The sequence below is a fragment of the Nocardia kruczakiae NBRC 101016 genome (assembly GCF_001612965.1).
Classification (GTDB): Bacteria; Actinomycetota; Actinomycetes; order Mycobacteriales; family Mycobacteriaceae; genus Nocardia; species Nocardia kruczakiae.
Genome location: NZ_BDBL01000034.1, coordinates 36,850 through 59,080 on the forward strand (window position 1 = coordinate 36,850; position 22,231 = coordinate 59,080).

Sequence of the window (22,231 nt, forward strand, 5' to 3'; positions counted from 1 at the left end):
TGAAGTGCTGTCGACAACATCCGGCGCAGGTAAGGGATTCGTACGACCTTCGGTTCAACCGGTCGCCGGCGGGTCAGCCGCGCGCGGTCGAACCAGTCGTCGCGGAGCTGCGCAGCCAGATCGAGACGGCTTCGGCTCGGTTGGCGGCGCCCAGTTTGCGCAGGATGCGAGTGATGTGGGTTTTCACCGTGCCCTCGGAGATGGTGAGCCGGCGGGCGATCTTGCCGTTCGAGTCACCGGCCGCCATCAGCCGCACGATCTGCGCCTCCCGGCGGGTCAGAACCGAATCGTCGTCGCGGCTCGCCGCGACGGATTCGACCACCGCCGGGGCCGGGTCGCGCCATCCGGTCAGACCGTCGATCCGCGTGCGGATCGCCGAGAGTCCCTCCAGCACAGTGACTCTCGCCAGGTGCTGACTCAGCCCGTCGGCGAAGGCCGACAACACCATCCGGTCGACCTCGCCGAGCATCCGCCGCTGGTGATAGCAGTCGCCGTGCACCAGCCCGACCACCTCGCCGTCGACCAGCAGCGGCGCGATTCCGTACGACGACGATTTGGTGATCTGCGCGAGGGGGCGGTTGACCCGGGGGTTGTCCTGGACCTCGGCGACGAGGACGGGACGCGCATCGACCACCGGGTCGTTCTCCACCAGGCCGCGATCCAGCACGGGTGGGTTCTCCCGGCCTACCGCGACAATCTCCTCGGCCCAGCGCTGATCGCGCACGACGCACATCGTGTGCAGCCGCCACGTTCCGTCGACGGTGGACACCAGCGCGCGATCGAATCCGAGACTGCATGCCGCTTCCGGAGCGCGAGCCAGTAGAGCGTCGACCGACCGGGCCGTGCCGACCCGCGCGAGCGCGGTGCGCACGCCCGCGAGGGCGCGAGTCCGGTCGGCGAGTCGCAGCTGCGCGTGCATCGCCTCCGCCTCGCGGATCCGCCCGAGCAGCCCGATCAGGTCGGTGAGACGATCCGGCGCGATGGCGTCGCCGGCTTCTCGCAGCGCCTCGGTGGTCACCAGATCCCACAGATCGTTCAAGGCGGAGGAGCCGGGTGGTCGTCCCGCTTCCAGTGGCGCGTCGAACGGTTCGCGATCGAGCACCTCGCTTGCCGCGCACGCGATCTCGGTCACCGTCGCCGTCAACTCGGCGGAACCCCAGTGAATCGATGAACTGCCCATATGTGAACTCCCGTGATCTACCTCACTTCAATATAATATATCCAATAGTTTCGGTGGAAAGGATTGTGCCCGGTCGAGCGGTACGTATCGTGTGCGCATGGCGGCATCCCCGGGCGCAGCGCTGGCCCGCAAACTCGGCATCCGGCCCGGCGCCCGCGTGCTCCTGGCCGACGCGCCGCGGGGATTCGCGCTCGAACCCCTCCCGCCGCAGGTGGCGGTGCATCGGCGCGCGGGCCACGAACCCTACGACGTGGTCGTCGGGTTCTGTCCCGACTACGCGTCCCTGAATCGCCGATTCGGCACCTGGCGCACGCGGCTCGCGCCGGCGGGTGGACTATGGATCGCCTGGCCCAAGAAATCCAGTGGGGTCGTCACCGACCTCGGCGATGCCGTCGTCCGCGAATTCGGGTTGGCCGCCGGGCTCGTCGACAACAAGGTCTGCGCCATCGACGACACCTGGTCCGGTCTGCGTTTCGTCCTCCGGCTGGCCGACCGGGGGTGAGTGCCGGGGGCGGACACCGAATCCATATGGCGTCGACGCTCGTTGTGCCGAAGTGTGGTCGAGGATCAGTCACTTTCCGACCGTCCTATGACGCTGCCGCTGTGGATATAGGACGCCGGCGATCGCTTCCAGTGGATGTCAAACGATGTGGGACGAATTGCGTTGTCCCGCAACAAATGTGGCGGCTCGCCACAACCGTATACCCCTCGGCGTCCAGTTCGGGGAGCGTACGTTCTTGTCAATTTGTCGGATTGCGCTCGGTGTGCGGGTTCGGCGTGGGTTGTGCGAGTTCTATCCAGTAGCGTCGCGCGGGTCCGTACTGAGTGTCGCGAACCTGTTCGAAGATGCCGCCGACGCGCTCGATCGTTTTCGCCGATGCGACGTTGTCCGTGGCGCATACGACCAGCACGCGCTCGAGGCCGAGTGCTCGTGCCTGGTGGAGCATCCTGACCAACGCCCAGGTGGCAAGCCCGCGCCGTCGAGCTGTCGGTCGAACGCCGAAGCCGATGTGCCCGGCCCAGCCCACGTAGTCGTCGAAGCTGTGCCGCAATGCGATCCCGCCGAGTACGCGGTCGTCTTCCACGATCCACCGGTATGTCGTCTGTGCGTCGCTTGTCAGTCGTCGCACCCACGTTGTGAAGCCGGGTTGCGAGTCGACTTCGTCGGCGGGCGTCAACCCGAACCCGTCTTCGTGGACGCCGGGGCCCCACTCGGTACGCGCGTCGAGCCAGGCGCGGTGAAGGTGTGTGCTCGGCGCGATCAACTCGGGCATGTGCTGACTCTATCGAGCAGCTGGTCAGGCGGGGCGGCCTCGCCGCTGGCAGTCAGGAACGGCACCGGTAGTGCCTCCTGCCGCAATCGACATCGCCCCGGCGCGGATGGAACAGGCCGCGATCGGCGATAGCAGGTACGGCCTCGCATATCGGCCGCGCACGTACGACCAGATCACCGGATATTTCACCGATCCCGAGCCGAACCACCTGGCATCGTCGGTCCACACCGGTGGATGCGGACCCGAGCGCGGGCCTCGGGCGGATCACCGACGAGGACCTCTGCTGCTACGTGGCCGTCGGCTGGAAACGGTGACCGATGGTTGTCCACGGATTCACCAGTGATGGGTGAGGCACGTGTTGCGAGGCATCGCGCCCCATCTTCGTTTCCCGGATTCATACCGGCGGTTTGCGGATAGTGACGCCGGTCTCACCTGCCATAGCGTCGGCGTACCGGCGCAAGAGTGCCGGTCACCGACTCGACAGTGGAGTTGAACGGAATGAGCCAGAACCGGGACGACCAGGCGCCGCGCCTGGAGCGGGAGCTTGTGGACGGGGCGTGCGCCCACTGTGGCGGGGAGTTGCGGCGTTATCCCGTCAATTCGGAGGGCGGCTGGTTCGACGTGGTCAAGTGCCAGAACTGCCTGCGTTCCGTCAGCCGGGTCCGGGGACCGCGACTCGGCCCGATCCAGCTTCTGTCCGACCAACTGTAGTGAAAAGGGATCAACGATGATCGCAGTCGATGTGGGTGGCACGTTCACCGACGTAGTCGCCTTGCGCGACGGGCACATTCACACCGCGAAGGTGTCGACGGACTATGCCGATGTGACCAAGCCGGTGCTGCAGGGGGCGGCGCTGCTCGGTGTGGAGAATTCCGCGGTGTTCAACCACGCCAGTACGCACGGCCTGAACGCCGTGATCACCCGGCAGCTGCCGAAGATCGGATTTCTGGCGACCGAGGGCCACCGCGACATCCTCGACATGGGCCGGGTGTGGCGGCCGGCGGAGGCCATTCTCGATCCGCGCTGGCGGCGCAGTTTCGGCGATGCCGCGCGTCCACTGATCCCGCGGTATCTGCGCCGCGGAATTCGCGAACGCATCACCGCCGACGGCGGCGTGCTGTTCGAACTCGACGAGAATCAGGCCCGCGCCGAACTCGAGGTGCTGCGCAAGTGCGATGTCGCGGGAGTGGCGATCTGCCTGATCAACGCCTACGTCAACCCGGCGCACGAGCTGCGGCTGCGTGAGTTGGTGCGGGAGGTGCTCGGCGACGTGCCGTGCTCGGTATCGAGCGAAGTATCCCCGCTGGCGAAGGAATACGCTCGCGCCTCGACCACCGTGGTCGACGCCTTGATGAAACTCATCTACGCCGACTACACCGCGAAACTCGAAAAGGGTTTGGCGGAACTGGGTTTCACCGGACAATTGAATTTCGCCGACTGCGCCGCGACCCTGGTGCCCTCGCAGCGGGCGATGGAACATCCGTTCCGTATCGTCTTCTCCGGCCCGGCCGCCGGCACCGTCGCCAGCGCCCATTTCGGGGCACTGATCGGTGAATCGCAGTTGCTGTGCGCCGATGTGGGCGGCACCTCCTGCGACATCAGCGTGGTCACCGGCGGTGAGCCGTATGTGAACACGACGTTCGAACTCGAACACGATCTGGTGGTCAACGCACTCGCCAACGACGTCACCGCGATCGGTGCGGGCGGCGGCAGCCTGGTGAGCATCGGCCAGACCGGCGCGATCCAGGTCGGCCCGGGCAGCGCCGGTTCTACGCCGGGCCCGGCCTGCTACGGCCGCGGCGGCACGCAGCCGACCACCACCGACACCTGCCTGCTGATCGGCATCATCGACAGCGAAACCTTCGCCGGTGGTCAGGTGAGCCTGGATCCGGAGTTGTCGCGACAGGCGTTCGAGCGCCTGGACTCGGAATTCACACTGGCCCAACGGGTTCGCTACGCCTACGAGATGGCGGTGCACAACATCGCCGAGGGCGTGTTCAACGTCGCGATCAAGAACGGTGTGGACCCGCGCGATTACAGCCTGGTCGCCTACGGTGCCGCCGGTCCGATGCTGCTGCCCGCGGCGATGGATGCCGTGCACTGCAAACAGGTGATCGTGCCGCCGAATCCGGGCCTGTTCTCGGCACTGGGCCTGCTGTCGGCGGATCAGGTGTTCACCGTGAACCGCAGCGCGTACACGGTTCTCACGCCCGAGGTGGCGCCACGGATCGACGCCCTGTTCACGGAGATGGAGGCGCAGCTGCGTGAGCGGCTCGAACACGACGCGCCGGTGAGTTTCGAGCGCAGTTTCGACGGTCATCTGGTCGGTCAGAGCTGGGACACCCCGTTCGTGCCGGTGCCGGGCGGCGCCATCGACGAGGCGGCCGTCGCGACCATGATCGCCTCCTTCCACGACACCTACCAGGAGCGTTCCCGCAACCGCTTCGACATGGTGCCGGTGGAGGGAGTGACCTTCCGGGTCCGCGCGGTCCTGGACACCCCGAAGGTGAACTACCCGCCGATACCTGAACGTGGCCCCGACGAACCGTTGATTCCGGCACGGGTCGTCACGCTGCGTTATCTCGGTGATCTCGATACCGACGACCTCGAATCCGGGCAGCAGGCCGCGGTCTACGACCGCGACGCGCTGCGTGCCGGCGATGAGCTGGACGGCCCGATCATCGTCAACGAGGGATTGTCCACCACCCACGTCGGCGCCGGTCAGCGCATGACCGTCGGCCGCTACGGCGAACTCGTCATCCGAAGGAAGTGAAGGCCGTGAGCGCCACCAGCCCCATCGACCACGCACGTATCCGCGAGTTGTCCGACGAGCAGTTCCACGACGCCTACGGGTGCGACCGGTTCACCGCGTCGGTGATCGTCAACCGCCTGAAATACGCTGTGGGACATATGTCTACCGCCTTCCTGCGGGAGGCGTTCTCGCCGATCATCCGCGACTGGTACGACTTCGCCTGCACCATCAGCGGGCCGCCGGAGCAGGACTACCGGATGGCGGTGGTCAGCAACAGCCTGACCCCGTTCCTCGGCACCATGCCCGACGCCGGCCGCAACGCGGTCGAGGAGTTCGGGCCGGAGAACCTCTCACCCGGTGATGTGCTGATCTGCAACGACCCTTATCGCGGCGGCACCCACGTCAACGACGTGCTGTTCACCCGGCCCGTCTTCGTCGACGGCGAGATCGTGTCGTTCGTGAATATGCGTGCGCACCAACTGGATATGGGTGGCACGGTGCCAGGAGGGTTCTCCGCGACGAAGATGAACGTCTTCGAGAACGGACTCGTCATTCCACCGATGCTGTTGTGGTCGAAGGACCAGCCGGTGCGCTCGGCGTTCAGCCTGATCTTCGACAACACCCGCTGGGGCGCGATGCTGATGCCGGACTTCAAGAGTATGCACCAGCAGTTGCAGCTGGGGGAGCGGCTGATCCGGGAGAACATCGAACGATACGGTCTGGCAGCCTATCTCGGCACCTTGACCTATGCCTGCGACACATCCGCCGAGAAGATGCGGGAGGCGATCGCGCGGATTCCCGACGGTGACTACACCGGCCGGGCGAGTGTCGACGCGGACGGGCTCGACGACACCGTGGACTACACCGTGCACGTCACGCTGCGCAAGCGGGGCACGCTGATCGAGGCCGATCTGTCCGGCACCTCGGCGCAGGCCCGAACCTGCATCAATTGCGGTGTGCTGGACGCGAAGACGGCGCTGGGCGTGGCATTGACGATGCTGCTGGACCCCGAGATCCCGTTCACCTCCGGTACCTGGCGCAACATCGATCTCGTCGCGCCGCCCGGCACCTTGCTGACGGCGATGCCGCCCGAGGGCGCGCCGATGATGTTCTGGGAGTCCTCGGGTGCGTTGATCGCGGCAGTCTTCGACGCGCTCAACCCGGTTCTGGGCGCCGAGGGTGTCGGCGGCGACTACGGCTCCACCAATACTCACAATGCCAACGGACTGCGCCCCGACGGCACCCCGTGGACCAGCGCCACCCAGTGCGGCGGCGAGCACGGCCCGTGGGGTGCGACGAAGGAGGCCGACGGCGACAGCTACACCGTGCTGTTCAACCTCAACAACCTCGATCCCGCGACGGAGACGATCGAGCACGATTCGCCGGTGGTGATGCTGCGCAAGGAACATGCGATCGACACCGGCGGCGCGGGTGCGCACCGTGGCGGCGCGGCGAACCTCAAAGACACGCTCTGGCTCACCGACGCCGATCACTACCTGTCCCCGTTCCGTACCAAGGAACCCAGCGGGGTCGGCGCCAACGGCGGACAGGCCGGACCGACCGGTGCGATCTGGATCTTCCCGCCGCGAGACGGTGGCGCACCCGCCGATCTGATCGGCATCGGCCCCGACGTCTATGTGAACAGCAATCCTGTTGCGGGCGTGCTGAATCCGCAGACCAAGGCCCTCGACCCCGACAACGGCTCCTACCACTACTTCGCCAGCCAGAAGACATGGAGGACGAAGGCGGGGTCAGTCCTGCGTTGCCTCACCAACGGAGGCGGCGGCTGGGGTTCACCGTTCGACCGCGACCCGCAGAAGGTGCTGCGCGACGTGCGCGACGAATACGTCGGTGTCGCCGGCGCCGCCCGCGATTACGGCGTCGTCGTACTCGGCGATCCGCACAACGACCCCGAGGGGCTTCGGATCGACGAACAGGCCACCGCCGCGCTGCGCGCCGCCCGCTGAGCCGCACGCCGAGTGCTCACCCAGCGGGCCCGTAACAACCCGACCTGACCAACAAGGAGTAATTGATGGCTGCCGCAGTCGTACCCACGCCGAACGACCGAAACCTGTTCTTCGCGTGGAGCACCTACACCACCGACTACGACACCTACGCCACGTGGTACGACGAGGAACACATCCCGCAGGTGATGGATGCCCCGGGAATGCTCGGTGCGCAACGATTCCTGATCGCCGATACCAAACCCATCCCGGGTTCGAAAGCGCTGGACTTCGGCCACCTTGCCCTCTACGAAATGGAAGGCAGCGCACAGGGTTTCCGCGAAGAGGTCAAACGTAAGCTGATCTCGGGAGAGATGGTGCTGCCCGACTACATGGTGCAGCCGTTCAAGGCGCTGTTCGCGAAATCGGTGAGCAAGCCGCAGCTTTCCGAACAGTTCGGCAGCACCGAATCGCTGGACGACCGGCATCTGTTCTTCGCGTGGAGCCGCCACACCGGCGACGACGACACCTTTGCCACGTGGTACGACGAGGTGCACATTCCGCAGATCATGACCGCTCCCGGCGTGATCCGGGCCGAACGGTTCGAGGTGTCGGAGGTGAAACCACTGCCCGGTGTCGATGCGGTGGATCTGGGGCATCTGGCGATCTACGAGACGATCGGCGACCTCGAGGGTTTCCGGGCCGAGGTGAAGCGTCAGCTGATGTCGGGGGAGATGGAGATCCCCGACTTCATGATCAGCCCGTTCGCCACCATGTTCTGCAAGCCGGCCAGCCCGTTCTTCGTCGCGAACGGTTCGTGAGGCGCGTCGTGAGTGCTGTCGATGTCGCGGGAGTGACCGTCCCGCACGTGGATTCGGTGTTCGTGGGCGGCGAGTGGATCGCCGCCGACGGTCCGGTGCACGACGTGGTTTCACCCGCCACCGAAGAGTCCGTCGCGCAGGTCGTACTGCCCTGCTCCGAACAGGCCGGCGCGGCGTTGCGGGCCGCGGACGAGGGACGGGCCTGGGGGCGGGTGCCGGTCGGAACCCGGGTGGAGATCTGCGCCCGATTCTGCGCGGCTCTGGAGGCGCGGTTCGCCGAGATGGGCACGGTCTGGGCCGCGGAGGCCGGAATGCCGATCCGCTACAGCGCCACGCTGCACAAATTCGGTGCGGCCGGTGCGTGGTCGGCTGCCCTGGAATGCGCGGTCGACGCGTTGCGCGACGACACCCGCAAATCGATGCTCGGCGAGGTGCTGGTCCGCCGCGAACCGGCCGGGGTGGTGCTGGCGATCATGGCCTACAACGGTCCGCTGGTCACGATGGGCACCAAGGTGATTCCGGCTCTACTGGCCGGTTGTCCGGTGATCGTGAAGGCGGCGGTGGAATCGCAGCTGATCATGCGGCTGGTCGCCGATTGTGCTGTGGGAGCGGGCTTTCCGCCGGGTGCGCTGAGCATCCTGTGCGGTGATGTGACGATCGGGCGGCAGCTGACCGCCGACCCGCGGGTGGACATGGTGTCGCTCACGGGCGGACGGGTCGCGGCCCAGCAGATCATCGAGGCGACCCGGCCGCGATTGGCGCGCACGCACCTGGAACTCGGCGGGAAATCCCCGGCGCTGATCCTCGACGACGCCCCACTCGACCGCGTCCTGAAGACGCTGGTGCCCGGTGCGACCGGCGGCACCGGCCAGGTGTGCGCGGCCCTGTCGCGGGTGCTGATTTCCGAGCGCCGCCACGACGAGCTGATCGAGGCGATGCGTTCGGCGTGGCAGCGGCTGCGGATCGGTGATCCGCTCAACGGAGAGACCCGGATCGGGCCATTGGTGAACGAAGCGGCACGACGTCGCACCGAGGAATTCGTGGACCGGGCGCTCGGCGCCGGTGGTCGGGTGGTCACCGGCGGCCGGCGGCCACGGCACACCGGCACCGGCTGGTATTACGAGCCGACCGTGATCACAGGTCTGCCGCCGGACGCCGATCTGGTGCGCAACGAGGTGTTCGGGCCGGTGACCGTCGTGCAGACCTATCGCGATCTCGACGAGGGCGTGTGGCTGGCGAACGACACCAGCTTCGGTCTGGCCGCCTCGGTGTACACCGCCGATCGGGCCGCGGCACTGGACGTGGCTTCCCGCATCAGGTCGGGGTCGGTGGCGGTGAACACCTTCGGTCCCGCGGTCAGCGCACCGTTCGGCGGAGTGAAGGGTTCGGGGTGGGGGCGCGAATCGGGCCCGGAGGGGATCGCGGAATTCACCGAACTCAAACAGATCGTGATCGGCCCGGGCGTCTGAGGTGGAGAACGAGGAAATGACGCCGATACGGCGGGCCCGCAGCGCTGCGGGCCGATGGAAGGACGGTACGTCGTGAACTTCACCCGAGTTCTCGACTCGGTAGTCGATCAGATTCCCGCGACCGGGCGCGACCGCACCGCGGTGGTGTTCGACGGCCGGGAGCGGATCACCTACGAGCAGCTGCTCGACAGCTCCCGCCGCTATGCGAGCGCCCTGCGCGAACTGGGCCTCGGCAAAGGCGATCGGCTCGGGCTGATGCTCTACAACGACGCCGAATATCTGCCGCTGTGCTTCGCGGCGATGCGGCTGGGCGTGATCGCCGTGCGGCTCAACTTCCGGCTCGCGCCCGCCGAACTCAGGTTCATCCTGAACGATTCGGGGTGTCAGGCGGTGGTGATCCACAGCAGCCTGCTCGCCAAGGTGGAGCCGGTGCGTGCGGAGCTGTCGGTCGAAACCTTCGTCGTCCGAACCGATTCCGAGCACGATACGCCGGAATGGGCGCATCCGTTCGATGTGCTCGGCGGCTACGCTCCGCTGGGCGACGCGCCGGAGGTCGCCGCCGGCGATCCGATGTCGCTGCTCTACACCTCCGGCACGACGGGTCTGCCCAAGGGCGCGGTGTGGACGCATGCCAACACCGTGGCCGCCGCGACCGCACAGGCGCTGCGGTGGCGTTTCTCGCCGCAGACGGTCGCCCTGGTGCCCGGACCGCTGTATCACGCGGGCGCCGTCGAGGCGGTCACCGCGCCCGCGCTGCTCATGCACGGCCGGGTGGTGACGCTGGCCTCGGGCAACTTCACCGTCGATCACCTGCTCGAGCTGATCGAGCGGGAACAGGTGACCGACTGCCTGCTGTTCTCGTTCATGCTCAACGAGATGCTGCACCTCGGCGACCTCGAGCGGCGGCTCCCGGAGTCGCTGCGGCACTTCATCATCGGCGGCGACACCATGATGCCGTGGATGGTCGCGGAGGTCCGGCGACGGCTGCCCGGTATCCGCCTGACCCAGGTGTACGGGCTCACCGAGGGGGGAGCCATTGCCACCACCCTCGACGACGAGGACTTCGATTCCCAGCCCGACAGCATCGGGCGCCCGCTGCCGCTGGCCGAGGTGAAGGTCTGGAACGGGGACGGCGATATCGCGGCCGGTGAGGCCGCGGTCGGCGAGGTCGGCGAGATAGTCGTCCGCAGCGGTGCGGTCTGTGCCGGCTACTGGAATCGCCCCGACGCCAATCGTGACACCTTCGTCGACGGATGGTGTCGCACCGGCGATCTGGGCTACGTCAACGCCGACGGGTTCCTGATCCTCGCGGGGCGGGCCAAGGACATGATCCGCAGTGGCGGTGAGAATGTGTACCCTGCCGAGATCGAAGCCGTCCTGACCGCGCATCCGCAGATTCAGGACGCGGCGGTGATCGCGGTTCCGGACCCGAAGTACACCGAGGTCGGCTGCGCGGTGCTGGTCGCCGAAGCCGGTGTGCACCTGGACGAGGCGGCGCTGCGCGCGTACTGCCGAGAGCGGCTGGCGTCCTACAAGGTTCCGAAGTACTTCGTCGAACAGGACGAACTCCCGCGCAACGCCTCGGGAAAGATCCTGAAATACACGCTGCGCGCGCGATACGAAAATGCCGGCGCGACAGCCGATTCCCAGCAGGAGAACACAACCCCGCAGACCGGCACGGCCGGGCCCGGTGTGGCGGGCAGCGCCGACGGCGAGGTCGTCCCGGCCGATGACAATAGTGAGGCAGTCCGATGAGCGTCCGCAGCAAACCCGAATTCGCACTGGTGACCGGCGCGGCCGGCGGGGTCGGCACGGCGACGGTGCGCCGGCTGGTCGCCGACGGAGCCAAGGTCGCGGTGACCGATATCGACGCCGACCGGCTCGCGGTGCTCGCCGACCAGACCGGCGCGCTGGCCCTGCCTGCCGACGGTACCGACCCCGACGCGATTCACGAGGTCGTGGCGCGGGCCGCCGCCGATCTGGGCGGCATCGATACCGTCATCGCCACGCAAGGCGCCGCGATCTCCGGTACCGCGAATCCGAAACACGCCGCGGCATACCGGAAAGCGCTCGACGTCAACGCGCACGGCTCGTACTACCTCGCCGGTGAGGTCATGCCGCACCTGATCGAACGCCGCGGGTCGCTGGTGTTGTTCGCCTCCACGGCGGGCCTCATCGCGGGCCCACCCGGAACCGTCGGCTACACGGCGGCGAAGGCGGCGCTCATCGGCATAACCCGCTGGCTGGCAAGGGAATACGGCCCGAAGGGTGTGCGGGTCAACGCGGTCTGCCCCGGCTGGATCCGGACCCCGCTCGGCGAGGGGGCGATGACCTATCTGGCTCAGCGCGAAGGCATCACCCTCGACGAGGCCTATGCGCTGACCACGAAACACGTCCCGCTGCGCCGGCCCGCCGAACCGGAGGAGATCGCCGCGGTGTGTGCCTTCCTGGCCTCCGGTGATGCCTCCATCGTCACCGGGCACGTGCTGGTTGCCGACGGGGGAGGGTCCGCGGTGGACGCCTCCACCATCGTCTTCGACGAAAACTGAACCACCACAGCGCTGTTTGCGCTGTCGACGCGTCGTAGCTCGTCGGACGGACCGTCGAGCTGCGGGAGCGTTTGCCCGGCAGGCTTCGGGCTCCGACTGCCGTGAGTGCCGATCGCCGACCTGCCTGGCGCCGGCGCCAGGCGAGTGCCGGTGTCAGCGCGCGGCATTCGCCGTGCTGACGCCGACGCGAGCATCGCTGCCGGGACAATGCCCTCGTGCTGGCAGCCCGGCCTGCAGCCGGGGAGGCAATGCGCAGCTGCGAAATCCGGCTCAGCGTCGCAGGCGGGCGAGCGTCTCCGACGGTGTGACCGCGAAACGTTCACGGTACTGCTGAGAGAAGCGCCCGAGATGGTAGAAGCCCCATCTGGCGGCGACCTCGGTGATGGATGTCGCGGTGCCGGAGGTCAGTTCCAGGTGCACCCGGTCCAGGCGTACACCGCGCAGATAGGCGGTCGGTGACATGCCCACCACGTCCTGGAAGCCGGCCTGCAGGGCACGCGGGCCGATACCGGCGCGGGCCGCCAGATCGGCGGTGGTGATCTCCGCGTCGGGCTGGTCCTCGATGTAGTCCATCAGTTCGCGAATCTTGGACCGCCGGGTATGTGCCGGCTTGCTGTGCAGCAGAGGAGTCAGCTGACTGGGCACCGCCATCAGCAGCTGGGTCATGAGCGCCGATTCCAGTTCCTGGCAGGCGCTGGGCACGGTGGCGAGCCCGCCCGGCCGGTTCAGTTCGGCGTAGAGGAAGCCGGTGGTCGCGATGAGCGCCGAGCCGAGCCCGCTGCCCAGATCGAAATCGACGTCGAAACGGATTCCGTCGTCGACCGGCACACCGGCGAGCTTGGACGCGTGCGCCTCGAGCAGTTCCTTGGGAATCTTGACGTGGTACTGCCACGACCCCGCACTCCACGCGACCATCACCGGATAGCGCGGCACGAACACCGCCCCGGCCTGCCCGCCCGCGATGGTGCGGCGCACGCCGTTCTGGGCGACGACGCTCTCACCGGTGACCGGGAGATTCACGTGATAGCACAACTGCATCGGCGGACCGTGGATGATCGCCTCCGTGCCGTAGCTCATGCGTGCCACGGTCAGCCGGGGCGCGGGTGCGAGATCGAGCTGGAAATCGAGCTCACGCACGTCCGCCAGCTGTACCTCGTGCCGGGCGAACCTCCTGGTGACCTGCTCGATGGCGGCGTCGACATCGCCGGTGTGGAAACTCAGCCGGGGGTCGGTGTGCAGTTTCTCGGGCACCGTATCCTCCTCGCGACTCAGCCTACCCGCGCCTTTCGGCGGCTGTGGAGCCGGTGAAATATATTATATCTAAAGTTCGGTGTTGTGACCCGAATCATGTGATTCGGCGCCGGAGTCCGCGCCTGCGGCCGACGGCGTGGTGGTCCGCGAAATGACGACCGCCAGCGTGAGCAGAACGCCGACCAGCACGAAAATCACCGTCCACGGCGGCAGCCAGTACGCGAGCGCCGCCCAGACCGCCAGCGCGCCTGCCCCGGCCAGGCGGGTCCGCCATCCGCTGCCCATCTCCCACCGGAAGAAGATGGCCTGGGCCAGGAGATAGAGCATCGGCCCGGCCAGTACGAGCACACCGGCCGTGCCCGCCGATTCGCTGACCGGCTGTGCCAGCAGGAGTTCACTGCCCGCGGCGAACACCACCAGCCCGGCGACCACGCCGTAGATGGTGTTGATGCCCACATGCACCGCGCGGATCGGGTTCTCGATTTCGGCGGCATGGCTGACCACGAGTTCTTCGGAGCGGCCGAAATACACCGCCCACAGGCAGACGAGCGCGGTGGCACAGCCCAGCGCCAGCACGAGCACCACGGGTTCGCCACGATGATCGGAGATCACCCGGCCCAGCGTCAGAACCGTCTCGCCCAGCAGAATGATGAGGAACAGCCGCATCCGTTCCAGCATGTGCTCGGCGTCGAAGGGCAGATGTGCGGTAGGCACGGCTCGGCCCCGCACCGGATGCGCCGTCCAGGTGCCGACCAGGTCGATCGCGGCACCCGCCGCCCAGCAGTAGAGCCGGATATCGGGTCCGAGCGCGGCGCCGGCGATCCAGAACGGCGCCGAGACCGCGAACCAGATCAGCACATGGCGGAAATGGGTACGCAGCGGGGGTGTCGGTGCCGCCATCGCGGCACAGGCGGCCGGCCCGCCCAGTGCCACCAGCATGGGCACGACGAAAAGCCACGGCCCGTCGTCGAAGGCGTGGGCGATCCCGGCATTCATGAACAACGCCAGGCCCATCACGGCAAGGGTGATCGTCCGGGTGGCGCGCCGCTCGATATCGAGCAGCGTCACCTCGAAACTGGTGAAGGCCCACACCCCGCACACCGCGACCAGCATCACCAGCGTCTCCGCGGCACTGCGCCAACTCAAATGTGCGGTCAGATGGTGGGTGAGCTGGCCGATCGCCAGCACGAACACGAGGTCGAAGAACAGTTCCAGCGGCGAGACTTCGCGCCGGGTGGGTGTCGCCCGCGTCATCGCTCCTCCTCGGCCGCCGACATTCCTTGCGTTGCCGAACCGATGGCCCGTCGATGCGGTGACCGTCGTGGCGTCGTCTCGGCAGCAGGCGGCGCCACCAGCGGCTCAAGGCGGGCTGATCACGATACTTCGCTTCGCAGGCGCAGCGAACAAGGGCATCGGCGCCCGAGGGGGTGAACCAACCGTGCAAAACCTCGCCGATTCTCGCGATTTTCGCGCATTCTCGTCGAGGTTTGCACGGAAAATTCAGCCCTCGCCGACCTAGATCCGCAGCAGCGCAGCGAATTCCGCGGCCGGCTGGTCCAGATCACCCGCGGTGATCGCCCGCAGCAGCTGAGCGCTGCGTCCGGCGCCCAGGTCGGCGACCGTGAGATCGCGGAACTTCGCGTCCAGATCCGCCTGGGACATAGGGTTCTCGGCGGTGCCCAGGGGGCTGTCGACGAAGATCTTGTCGCTGGACCCGTCGGCGTATCCGACGGTGATGTCGGCGATCCATTTACCCGGATAGGCGGTGTCGAGTTCGGGTTTCACCTCGATCTTCACTCGGCGGGCCAGGGCCGCCACGTCACTGCCCTCGCTCAGGTCCAACTGCCCGGACATATAGTCGTGGTGGGCGCGGAAGCCGTTGCCGCGGCCGAGGACCGACATCGCGAACTGGAACGGCAGGCTGTACTGCAGGTGTTCGATCGTCTGTGGCGCATAGGCATTCGCGTTCTTGTTGCCGACGATGACGTTGCCGCCGGTCTGGATGCCGAGCCGGATGCTCTCGATCTCACCGGCCCGGTCCGCCAACTGCCGGGCGCCGTCGATGTAGGCGTGGTTGATGCCGCAGCAGCAGTAGGGCTTGATCCACACCTTGGTGATCTCGAACGGAGCGTCCGCGGCGAAGGCCGATTCCGCACCGTCGGCGACATCGCGTCCGACGAAGGCTCGGTAGAAGCCCTTACCGCCACTCAGGAACGTGGTCGGTCCCGTGATGCCCGCCGCCGCCATCTCCGCGGCGCGGATCCCGTTGCGGGTGCCGATCCCGGAGTGCAGGCGCTTCACCGAACCGCCGGTCGAGGTGTATTCGGTGGTGCCCGAGCAGTGGCTGAACGCGATCGACAGCGCGTGCAGGGTGCGTTCGGCGTCGAATCCGCGCATCTTCGCCACGACCGCGGCGGCCCCGAAGTTCGAGAGCAGGCAGTGCGGATGGAAACCGCGCTCGAGCAGTTGCGGTGCCGCCAGGACGCCGATGCGGGTGTAGACCTCGTAGCCGGCGACGATGCCGGTGATCACCTCGCGCATCGAGGCCCCCAATTCCTCGCCTATCGCGAGCGCCGCCGACACTACGCAGCTGCCCGGATGGCTGGAACTGGCGCGATGCGCGTCGTCGTATTCGAATCCGTGCCCGAACGTGGCGTTGACGAAGGCGGCGTCCGCGGCGCTCATCGCGTCGCCGGTGGCAGTGACGTGCGCGGCGCCCGGTGCGTGCGAGGCGCGGGTCAGCTCCAGCACCGCCTTGCTCCACGGCAGGGACGCGCTGCCCACCTGCAGGGCGAGCTGATCCTGCATCAACTGCCGCGCACCGGCGAGGGCGTCGGCGGGGATGGTGTCGAATTCGAGGTCGGTGACCAGGCGGGCCACCGCCTGCTCCAGTGCGGGAATGTTCTGCATCGATCAACCTTTCGGGTCAGGCCAGGGTGTCCAGCAGCGGCCGCGGCAGGCCGTAGGACTTGATCTCGACGTAGGCGTCGAAGCCCTCCGGCCCAGCCTCGCGGCCGATCCCGCTGTTCTTGAATCCGCCGATCGGGGCGTGGAAGCCGACACCGCTGCCGTTGACTTCGACTGTGCCGGTGCGGATCCGACGCGCCACCGCCAGCGCGTGTTCGGGGTCGGCGGCGAAGACCGAGCCGTTGAGCCCGTATTCGGAGTTGTTGGCGATAGCGATCGCCTCGGCCTCGGTGTCGTAGGTGTGCACGGTCAGCACCGGGCCGAAGACCTCGTCCTGCGCGATCTTCGCCGCCGGATCGACATCGGCGAAGACCGTCGGCTCGACATGCCACCCGCGGTCCAGACCGGTGGGGCGGCCGCCGCCGATGACGAGGTTCGCTCCGGATGCCTTGGCGCCGTTGCTATATCCCTCCACCCGGGCGCGATGGGTCGCGCTGACCATCGGGCCGATTTCGGTGGCCGGATCGAAGGGATCACCGACGGGCATGGATTCGATCATCGCGACCAACCAATTGAGCGATCTCCTCGGCCCGGTCGGCGAACTGCGCGCTGAGTTTGCTCAGCACCGCCATGCGCTCGGCGAGATCGCTCCGCCCCCAGGGGCCGGAGTCGAAGGCGCGGCGCGCGGCACCGACCGCGGCGTCGATATCGGCCTCCACGCCCTCGGGGACCCGCGCGATGATCTCCTCGGTGGCGGGGGAGATCACGTCGATGATCCGCTCCGACGCGGGCGCGACCCAGGCGCCGTCGATGAACAACTTGTCGTACGGCGCCTGCCGGACAGCTGCCTGTCGGCTCATTACTGACTCCTTGTACTGCGCGCGAGCGCCGCAGAAGCGGCGTGGTGCGGACCTGGATCGCGCGAGGTGATGTGGGGCAGGACAGATGGCCCATGTGATCCGGATAATACAAAGTATATGATGCTGACTCGGCTACTAGAGGTGCGGGCATCGGATCGTCGCGGTGAACCCGACCGTCGCCGCTCACCGGGGGAGACGTCGCGAGTTCAAGGGAACCTCTACCGAGTCTCGAAACAATATATTATATTAAAGCGAACATAGTCTGGAGGCATGACATGCAGCACAAGCCGCTCGACGGGATCCGGATCCTGGAGGTCGGGGGTTACATTTCCCTGCCGTTCGCCACATCCATCCTGTGCGCGCTGGGAGCGGAGGTGGTGAAGGTCGAAAAGCCCGTGGTCGGCGAGGACTTCCGGCGCTTGCAGAACGATGGCAGCCCCTACTTCCGGCAGTACAACACCGGTAAGCGCAGCGTGTCCGTCGATTTGAAGAAGCCCGAGGGAGTCGCCCTGGTCAAGGCGCTGGTGCCGCGTTTCGACGTGATCCTCGAGAATCTGCGCCCCGGCAAGCTGGCGGCGATGGGACTCGGTCCAGAGGACTGCCGGGCGTTGCGACCCGATATCGTCTACGGCTCGGTCACCGGCTTCGGCGGTGGCGGCCCCTTGGCCAACCGTCCGGCCTACGACACGATCGGACATGCCTTCGGTGGCCTGTACTCCCTGTTCGGCGATGCCGGGCATCCGCAGCTGGCCGGCGGGCTGAGCGCCGACCTGGTCACCGGCCTGAGCACGGCTACCGGCGTGCTGGCCGCCCTGGTGGGCCGGTTGAAGACGGGTGCGCCGCAGCATGTGGAGACCTCGATCATGGAGGCGGTCAGCTGCCTGACCATCGACGGCATCACCCAGTCCTTCGAATTGGGCGCCGATCCGAGCCGGCAGAGCCGCCATCCACAGGCGCAGAACTTCTGCGTCGAGACCGCCTCCGGAGAATTCCTGGCGATACATCTGTCCTCGTCGCAGAAGTTCTGGCGCGCACTGTGCACGGCCATGGATCGGCTGGATCTCGCCGAGGATCCGCGCTTCGCCGAATACCGGCCGCGCGAGGCCAACTACTTCGAGCTGGCGCCGATCGTCGCCGCGGAATTCGCGCGCAAACCCGTCGAGCATTGGGAGCGGGTCCTGACCGCCGCCGATGTGCCCTTCGCGCCCGTGCTCTCGATGACAGGCTATCTCGAACACGAGCAGGTCAAGTGGCTGGAACTGGTGGAGGAGCAGTCCGACGGGCTGGCGCTGATGCGCCCACCGTGGAAGTTCGACGGCGAGCGCCCGGATCGGCCGGGCACCGCGCCCCGGGTCGGTGCGCACAGCCGCGATATCGCAGCGGAAGTGTATTCGCCCGAGCGGATCGCGGAACTGGTCGAGGCCAAGGTGCTCTACGCCGAGGACTGATGCCGAGAAGGGTTTCGGAAAGGTCCTCCGGAACTGTTGTTCCAATATAATATATAATGTTGTAAGCTGAGTTCGACCGCGGGAAACCGGGGGAGCACCTACATCGAATCGAAAGGACTCGACATGCCCGGCCTCTACTTCGAGGAGTTCGAACCCGGAACCGTCATCGAGCACGCGACGCGGCGCACGGTGACCGAGACCGACAACGTCCTGTTCAGCACGCTGACCCTCAACGTCGCCCCGCTGCACCTGGACGCCGAATACTCCAAGAACTCCATCCACGGCCAGCGCCTGGTCAACAGCCTGTTCATCCTCGGCCTGGTCTCGGGCATCACGGTTCCCGACACCACCCTGGGCACCACGCTGGGCAACCTCGGTTTCCAGGAGGTGAAGTTCCCGGCGCCGGTCTTCCACGGCGACACCATCCGGGTGCGGACCGAGATCGTGAGCAAGCGGGAATCCAAGAGCCGCAACGACTCCGGCATCGTGAACTTCCGGCACCAGGGCATCAACCAGCGCGACGAGGTGGTCTGCGACTGCCTGCGCGCCGGCCTGATGCTCAAGCGTTCCGCCGTGCCGGAGCCCGCGACCGCGTCCTGAACCGAACGATCCAGTCGCGCTCAGAAAGGATGTGCCCGATGCGAGGACCAGGTCCCGCCGATTCGAACCGACCGTCGGTATGGATGCCGACCGACGACGTGCGTGCGCGCAGCCGCCTGTTGACGGCGATGACGACGTGGGGGTACGGCAGCCTCGCAGCGCTGCACCGCGCGTCGATCGACGATCCGGAATGGTTCTGGCGGGCGGCGATCGACGATCTCGGTATCGAATTCGCCGAACCGTTCGAGCGGGTCCTCGACGACAGCGCCGGCACCCCTTTTCCGCGCTGGTTCCCGGGCGGGCGACTCAACCTCGCCACCCTGTGCGCACACCGGCACGCCACCGGACCGTTCGCGGACAAGACCGCGGTGGTCTACGAGGGTGACAACGGCACCCGCCGCACGCTGACCTATGCCGAACTCGACGCGCAGGTGCGGCGGTTCGCGGCACACCTTGCCGCGCTGGGTGTTTCGCAGGGCGATCGGGTGGTGCTGTTCGCGCCCGTCGTTCCCGAAACCATCGTCGCGTTCCTGTCCTGCGCGATGATCGGCGCGATCTCGGTGCCGGCCTTCACCGGTTACGGCCCGGAGGCCCTCGCCGCACGGCTCCAGGACTCCGAAGCGGTCCTGCTGATCACCGCCGACGCGACGACGCGCCGCGGAAAAATGGTGCCGCTCAAAGAAACTGCCGACGAAGCGCTGCAGTCGGCCCCGTCCGTCCGCCACAGCGTGGTGGTCCGTCATCTCGACAACGAGGTCGAGATGCGCGACGGCCGGGACATCTACTGGGACGAACTGCCGGCCGATCCGGAACCGGTGCACACGGTGCAGGTCGAATCGAACGACCCGCTGACTATCGTCTACACCTCCGGAACCACCGGACGCCCCAAGGGCATCGTGCACTCGCACGCCGGGTTCGCGGTGAAAACCGCCGTCGACTTCGGCTACAGCTTCGACGTGCACGACGACGACGTCATCGCCTGGATCTCGGATATGGGCTGGCTCGTCGGGCCGATGCTGGTCGCGGGCGGTCTGCAACTCGGCGCCACCGTCGTCTTCACCGAAGGCGTGCCCGATCACCCCACACCCACGAGGATGTGGGAGATCATCGACCGCAACGGCGTCACCGTACAGGGTGTGGCGCCGACTGCGATGCGGCTGGTCATGGCCCGAACCGACGGCGCCCCTACCGGTCTGGACACGTTACGAACTTTCGTATCGACGGGCGAGGCATGGGACGAGCCGACCTGGCGCTGGCTGTTCGAGACCGTCGGCGGCTCGAAGCGGCCGATCGTCAACTTCAGTGGCGGCACCGAGGTGGGTGGCGGACTCCTGGTCGCCTACCCGTTCCTGCCGATCGACCCCGCCTCCTTCAACGCGCCGCTGATCGGTGCGGATATGGCCGTCCTGGACGGTGACGGAAAGCCGGTGATCGGCGAGGTCGGCGAGCTCGCGGTGCTCAACACCTTCCCCGGTATGACGCACGCGTTCTGGCAGGACCGCGAACGGTATCTCGACACCTATTGGAGCCGTTGGGAAGACGTGTGGGTGCACGGCGACCTGGCTGCCGTCGACGAGGACGGAATCTGGCGTATCCACGGCCGCTCCGACGACACCATCAAAGTCTCCGGCCGTCGCGTCGGTCCCGCCGAGATCGAGGCGGCGCTGCTGAAGGATCGCCGCATCGTCGAGGCCGCGGTCATCGGTGAGCCCGATCCGCAGCGAGGCCAGCGGGTCGTCGCCTTCGTGGTGACCGGCGCCGATACCGATCACGAAGACCTGAAGACCACCGCCGTCCACAACATCGGCCGCTCGTTCGCCCCGAGTTTGCATGTGGTGCAGGCACTTCCGAAAACCAAGAACGGCAAGATCATGCGCCGCGCCATCCGCTCGCGCTATCTCGGCCTCGTGCAAGGGGATCTGTCGTCCCTGGATCCCGCCACGCCTATCGACGGCATCCCGACCCGATCAGGAGACCAACAGTGACACTCACCGACGCAGATGATTTGGAACTGGTTCGCCAGAACACCCGCGAACTAGCGCGCAAATTCGGCTACGACTACTGGCGTGAGAAGGACAAGAAGGGCGAATACCCCTGGGAATTCGTCAAGGCCTTCGCCGCCGCCGGGTGGCTCGGCGTGATGATTCCCGAGGAGTACGGCGGCCTGGGGCTGGGCCTGACCGAGGCCGGCATCATGCTGCAGGAGGTCGCCGCCTCCGGCGCGGGCATGAGCGGTGGTTCGGCCATTCACTTCTACGTCTTCCCGCCGGCGCCGATCCTGCGGTACGGCTCGGAGGAGATGAAGCGCGAATGGCTGCCGAAGCTGGCCTCCGGTGAAATCCTGATGGCCTTCGCCGTCACCGAACCCACTGCGGGCGTGGACACTTCGCGGATTCGTACCAAGGCCACCAAGACCGAGGGCGGCTGGGTGATCAACGGGCAGAAGGTGTTCATCACCAACGCCCAGAACGCGCACAAGATCCTCATCGTGGCGCGCACCTCGCCCCGTGACGAGGCCAAGCCGCTCGACGGCATCACCCTGTTCTTCACCGATCTGGATCGCAGCAAGATCACCGTGCGCGAGATCGAGAAGCTGGGCCGCTCGGCGATCGACTCCAACGAGCTGTTCATCGACAACCTCGAGGTCCGCGACGACGAGGTGATCGGCGAAGTCGGTCAGGGTTTCAAATATCTGATCGACGGTCTGAATCCGGAGCGCATCGTGGTCGGCCTGGAAGGTGTGGGCCTGGGCCGCGCCGGTCTGGAGCTCGCGACCCAGTACGCCAAGGACCGCGTGGTGTTCGACCGGCCCATCGGCAAGAACCAGGCGGTCGCGCACCCGCTGGCCGATTCCTGGATCAGGCTCGAAGCCGCCGAACGCGTCTGCATGCACGCCGCCGAACTGTTCGAGGCGCACAAACCGTGCGGTAAGGAAGCCGCGGCCGCGAAGTACCTGGGCGCCGAAGCGGGTTTCGAGGCGTGCGACCGCGCGCTGTCGACCTTCGGTGGGTACGCCTACTCGAAGGAATACCACGTCGAACGGCTGTGGCGTGAGGTTCGCCTGCTGCGCAACGCGCCCTTCTCCCAGGAGATGGTGCGCAACTACATCTCGCAGCAGGTGCTAGGACTCCCGAGGTCCTACTGATCACCCCTGCAGGGGATCTCGGGCACGACGCC

At 66.9% G+C, this 22,231-nt stretch carries 19 protein-coding genes; 12 read left to right on the forward strand and 7 right to left on the reverse strand.

The window, feature by feature from the left end:
- Window positions 1-73: 73 nt before the first annotated feature.
- A complete protein-coding gene (locus NK1_RS23680) occupies window positions 74-1,180 on the reverse strand; it encodes a LuxR C-terminal-related transcriptional regulator (protein WP_063012021.1) in 1,107 nt (368 codons plus the stop codon).
- Window positions 1,181-1,277: 97 nt separating this feature from the next.
- Between NK1_RS23680 and NK1_RS23685 the strand changes: the two genes are divergently transcribed.
- Complete coding sequence (locus NK1_RS23685) at window positions 1,278-1,682, forward strand: hypothetical protein (RefSeq protein ID WP_063012024.1); 405 nt, start codon at window positions 1,278-1,280, stop codon at window positions 1,680-1,682.
- A 238-nt stretch (window positions 1,683-1,920) separates the two neighbouring features.
- Here the strand turns inward: NK1_RS23685 and NK1_RS23690 are convergent, their stop codons facing one another.
- The gene (locus tag NK1_RS23690) at window positions 1,921-2,454 is read right to left on the reverse strand and encodes a GNAT family N-acetyltransferase (protein ID WP_063012026.1); all 534 of its coding nucleotides are present in this window, start codon (window positions 2,452-2,454) and stop codon (window positions 1,921-1,923) included.
- A 498-nt stretch (window positions 2,455-2,952) separates the two neighbouring features.
- Here NK1_RS23690 and NK1_RS23700 point away from each other — a divergent pair, with 498 nt between their 5' ends.
- The 7 genes from NK1_RS23700 to NK1_RS23730 all read left to right on the forward strand — a co-directional run bounded on the left by NK1_RS23700 (window position 2,953) and on the right by NK1_RS23730 (window position 11,988).
- A complete protein-coding gene (locus tag NK1_RS23700) occupies window positions 2,953-3,165 on the forward strand; it encodes a hypothetical protein (protein ID WP_038553071.1) in 213 nt (70 codons plus the stop codon).
- A gap of 16 nt (window positions 3,166-3,181) precedes the next feature.
- A complete protein-coding gene (locus NK1_RS23705; RefSeq protein ID WP_063012030.1) occupies window positions 3,182-5,227 on the forward strand; it encodes a hydantoinase/oxoprolinase family protein in 2,046 nt (681 codons plus the stop codon).
- Between the two features lie 5 nt (window positions 5,228-5,232).
- Complete coding sequence (locus NK1_RS23710; RefSeq protein ID WP_245660765.1) at window positions 5,233-7,173, forward strand: hydantoinase B/oxoprolinase family protein; 1,941 nt, start codon at window positions 5,233-5,235, stop codon at window positions 7,171-7,173.
- Window positions 7,174-7,238: 65 nt separating this feature from the next.
- A complete protein-coding gene (locus NK1_RS35085; protein ID WP_063012034.1) occupies window positions 7,239-7,970 on the forward strand; it encodes a hypothetical protein in 732 nt (243 codons plus the stop codon).
- 8 nt (window positions 7,971-7,978) lie between these two features.
- On the forward strand, window positions 7,979-9,439 hold the full coding sequence (locus NK1_RS23720) for an aldehyde dehydrogenase family protein (protein WP_167354292.1): 1,461 nt from the start codon (window positions 7,979-7,981) through the stop codon (window positions 9,437-9,439).
- Window positions 9,440-9,511: 72 nt separating this feature from the next.
- Complete coding sequence (locus tag NK1_RS23725) at window positions 9,512-11,194, forward strand: class I adenylate-forming enzyme family protein (RefSeq protein ID WP_167354293.1); 1,683 nt, start codon at window positions 9,512-9,514, stop codon at window positions 11,192-11,194.
- Window positions 11,191-11,988 carry an SDR family NAD(P)-dependent oxidoreductase gene (locus NK1_RS23730; RefSeq protein WP_063012040.1) on the forward strand — a complete coding sequence of 266 codons (798 nt, stop codon included), beginning with the start codon at window positions 11,191-11,193 and terminating at the stop codon, window positions 11,986-11,988. The genes NK1_RS23725 and NK1_RS23730 overlap by 4 nt, the downstream gene beginning before the upstream one ends.
- Window positions 11,989-12,258: 270 nt before the next feature.
- Here NK1_RS23730 and NK1_RS23735 read toward each other — a convergent pair whose 3' ends face one another.
- The 5 genes from NK1_RS23735 to NK1_RS36360 form a co-directional block, all read right to left on the reverse strand.
- Window positions 12,259-13,239: an AraC family transcriptional regulator gene (locus tag NK1_RS23735; RefSeq protein WP_063012042.1), complete on the reverse strand. Its 981-nt coding sequence runs from the start codon at window positions 13,237-13,239 to the stop codon at window positions 12,259-12,261.
- A gap of 69 nt (window positions 13,240-13,308) precedes the next feature.
- Window positions 13,309-14,493: a low temperature requirement protein A gene (locus NK1_RS23740; RefSeq protein WP_063012044.1), complete on the reverse strand. Its 1,185-nt coding sequence runs from the start codon at window positions 14,491-14,493 to the stop codon at window positions 13,309-13,311.
- Between the two features lie 261 nt (window positions 14,494-14,754).
- Complete coding sequence (locus NK1_RS23745) at window positions 14,755-16,149, reverse strand: MmgE/PrpD family protein (RefSeq protein WP_063012046.1); 1,395 nt, start codon at window positions 16,147-16,149, stop codon at window positions 14,755-14,757.
- Between the two features lie 16 nt (window positions 16,150-16,165).
- Window positions 16,166-16,693: an aldehyde dehydrogenase family protein gene (locus tag NK1_RS36355; protein WP_063012048.1), complete on the reverse strand. Its 528-nt coding sequence runs from the start codon at window positions 16,691-16,693 to the stop codon at window positions 16,166-16,168.
- Window positions 16,680-17,006 (reverse strand): aldehyde dehydrogenase family protein, encoded by a 327-nt coding sequence (locus NK1_RS36360; RefSeq protein ID WP_439955961.1) that lies wholly within the window; start codon window positions 17,004-17,006, stop codon window positions 16,680-16,682. The genes NK1_RS36355 and NK1_RS36360 overlap by 14 nt, the downstream gene beginning before the upstream one ends.
- A 275-nt stretch (window positions 17,007-17,281) precedes the next feature.
- On the opposite strand from NK1_RS36360, the gene NK1_RS23760 reads away from it, so the two are divergent.
- The 4 genes from NK1_RS23760 to NK1_RS23775 all read left to right on the forward strand — a co-directional run bounded on the left by NK1_RS23760 (window position 17,282) and on the right by NK1_RS23775 (window position 22,199).
- Window positions 17,282-18,454, forward strand: a complete 1,173-nt coding sequence (locus tag NK1_RS23760) for a CaiB/BaiF CoA transferase family protein (protein ID WP_063012052.1) — start codon at window positions 17,282-17,284, stop codon at window positions 18,452-18,454.
- A 123-nt stretch (window positions 18,455-18,577) separates the two neighbouring features.
- The gene (locus NK1_RS23765) at window positions 18,578-19,054 is read left to right on the forward strand and encodes a MaoC family dehydratase (protein ID WP_025349087.1); all 477 of its coding nucleotides are present in this window, start codon (window positions 18,578-18,580) and stop codon (window positions 19,052-19,054) included.
- Between the two features lie 83 nt (window positions 19,055-19,137).
- Window positions 19,138-21,039, forward strand: a complete 1,902-nt coding sequence (locus NK1_RS23770) for an AMP-binding protein (protein ID WP_245660766.1) — start codon at window positions 19,138-19,140, stop codon at window positions 21,037-21,039.
- Window positions 21,036-22,199: an acyl-CoA dehydrogenase family protein gene (locus NK1_RS23775; protein ID WP_062996793.1), complete on the forward strand. Its 1,164-nt coding sequence runs from the start codon at window positions 21,036-21,038 to the stop codon at window positions 22,197-22,199. The genes NK1_RS23770 and NK1_RS23775 overlap by 4 nt, the downstream gene beginning before the upstream one ends.
- Window positions 22,200-22,231 lie beyond the last annotated feature (32 nt).

Coding starts and splice junctions, on each gene's coding strand:
- NK1_RS23730 (WP_063012040.1), top strand. CDS start 11,191: ATGAGCGTCCGCAGCAAACCCGAATTCGCACTGGTGACCGGCGCGGCC.
- NK1_RS23700 (WP_038553071.1), top strand. CDS start 2,953: ATGAGCCAGAACCGGGACGACCAGGCGCCGCGCCTGGAGCGGGAGCTT.
- NK1_RS23745 (WP_063012046.1), bottom strand. CDS start 16,149: ATGCAGAACATTCCCGCACTGGAGCAGGCGGTGGCCCGCCTGGTCACC.
- NK1_RS35085 (WP_063012034.1), top strand. CDS start 7,239: ATGGCTGCCGCAGTCGTACCCACGCCGAACGACCGAAACCTGTTCTTC.
- NK1_RS23765 (WP_025349087.1), top strand. CDS start 18,578: ATGCCCGGCCTCTACTTCGAGGAGTTCGAACCCGGAACCGTCATCGAG.
- NK1_RS23680 (WP_063012021.1), bottom strand. CDS start 1,180: ATGGGCAGTTCATCGATTCACTGGGGTTCCGCCGAGTTGACGGCGACG.
- NK1_RS23690 (WP_063012026.1), bottom strand. CDS start 2,454: ATGCCCGAGTTGATCGCGCCGAGCACACACCTTCACCGCGCCTGGCTC.
- NK1_RS23770 (WP_245660766.1), top strand. CDS start 19,138: ATGCCGACCGACGACGTGCGTGCGCGCAGCCGCCTGTTGACGGCGATG.
- NK1_RS23705 (WP_063012030.1), top strand. CDS start 3,182: ATGATCGCAGTCGATGTGGGTGGCACGTTCACCGACGTAGTCGCCTTG.
- NK1_RS23760 (WP_063012052.1), top strand. CDS start 17,282: ATGCAGCACAAGCCGCTCGACGGGATCCGGATCCTGGAGGTCGGGGGT.
- NK1_RS23685 (WP_063012024.1), top strand. CDS start 1,278: ATGGCGGCATCCCCGGGCGCAGCGCTGGCCCGCAAACTCGGCATCCGG.
- NK1_RS36355 (WP_063012048.1), bottom strand. CDS start 16,693: ATGCCCGTCGGTGATCCCTTCGATCCGGCCACCGAAATCGGCCCGATG.
- NK1_RS36360 (WP_439955961.1), bottom strand. CDS start 17,006: ATGAGCCGACAGGCAGCTGTCCGGCAGGCGCCGTACGACAAGTTGTTC.
- NK1_RS23740 (WP_063012044.1), bottom strand. CDS start 14,493: ATGACGCGGGCGACACCCACCCGGCGCGAAGTCTCGCCGCTGGAACTG.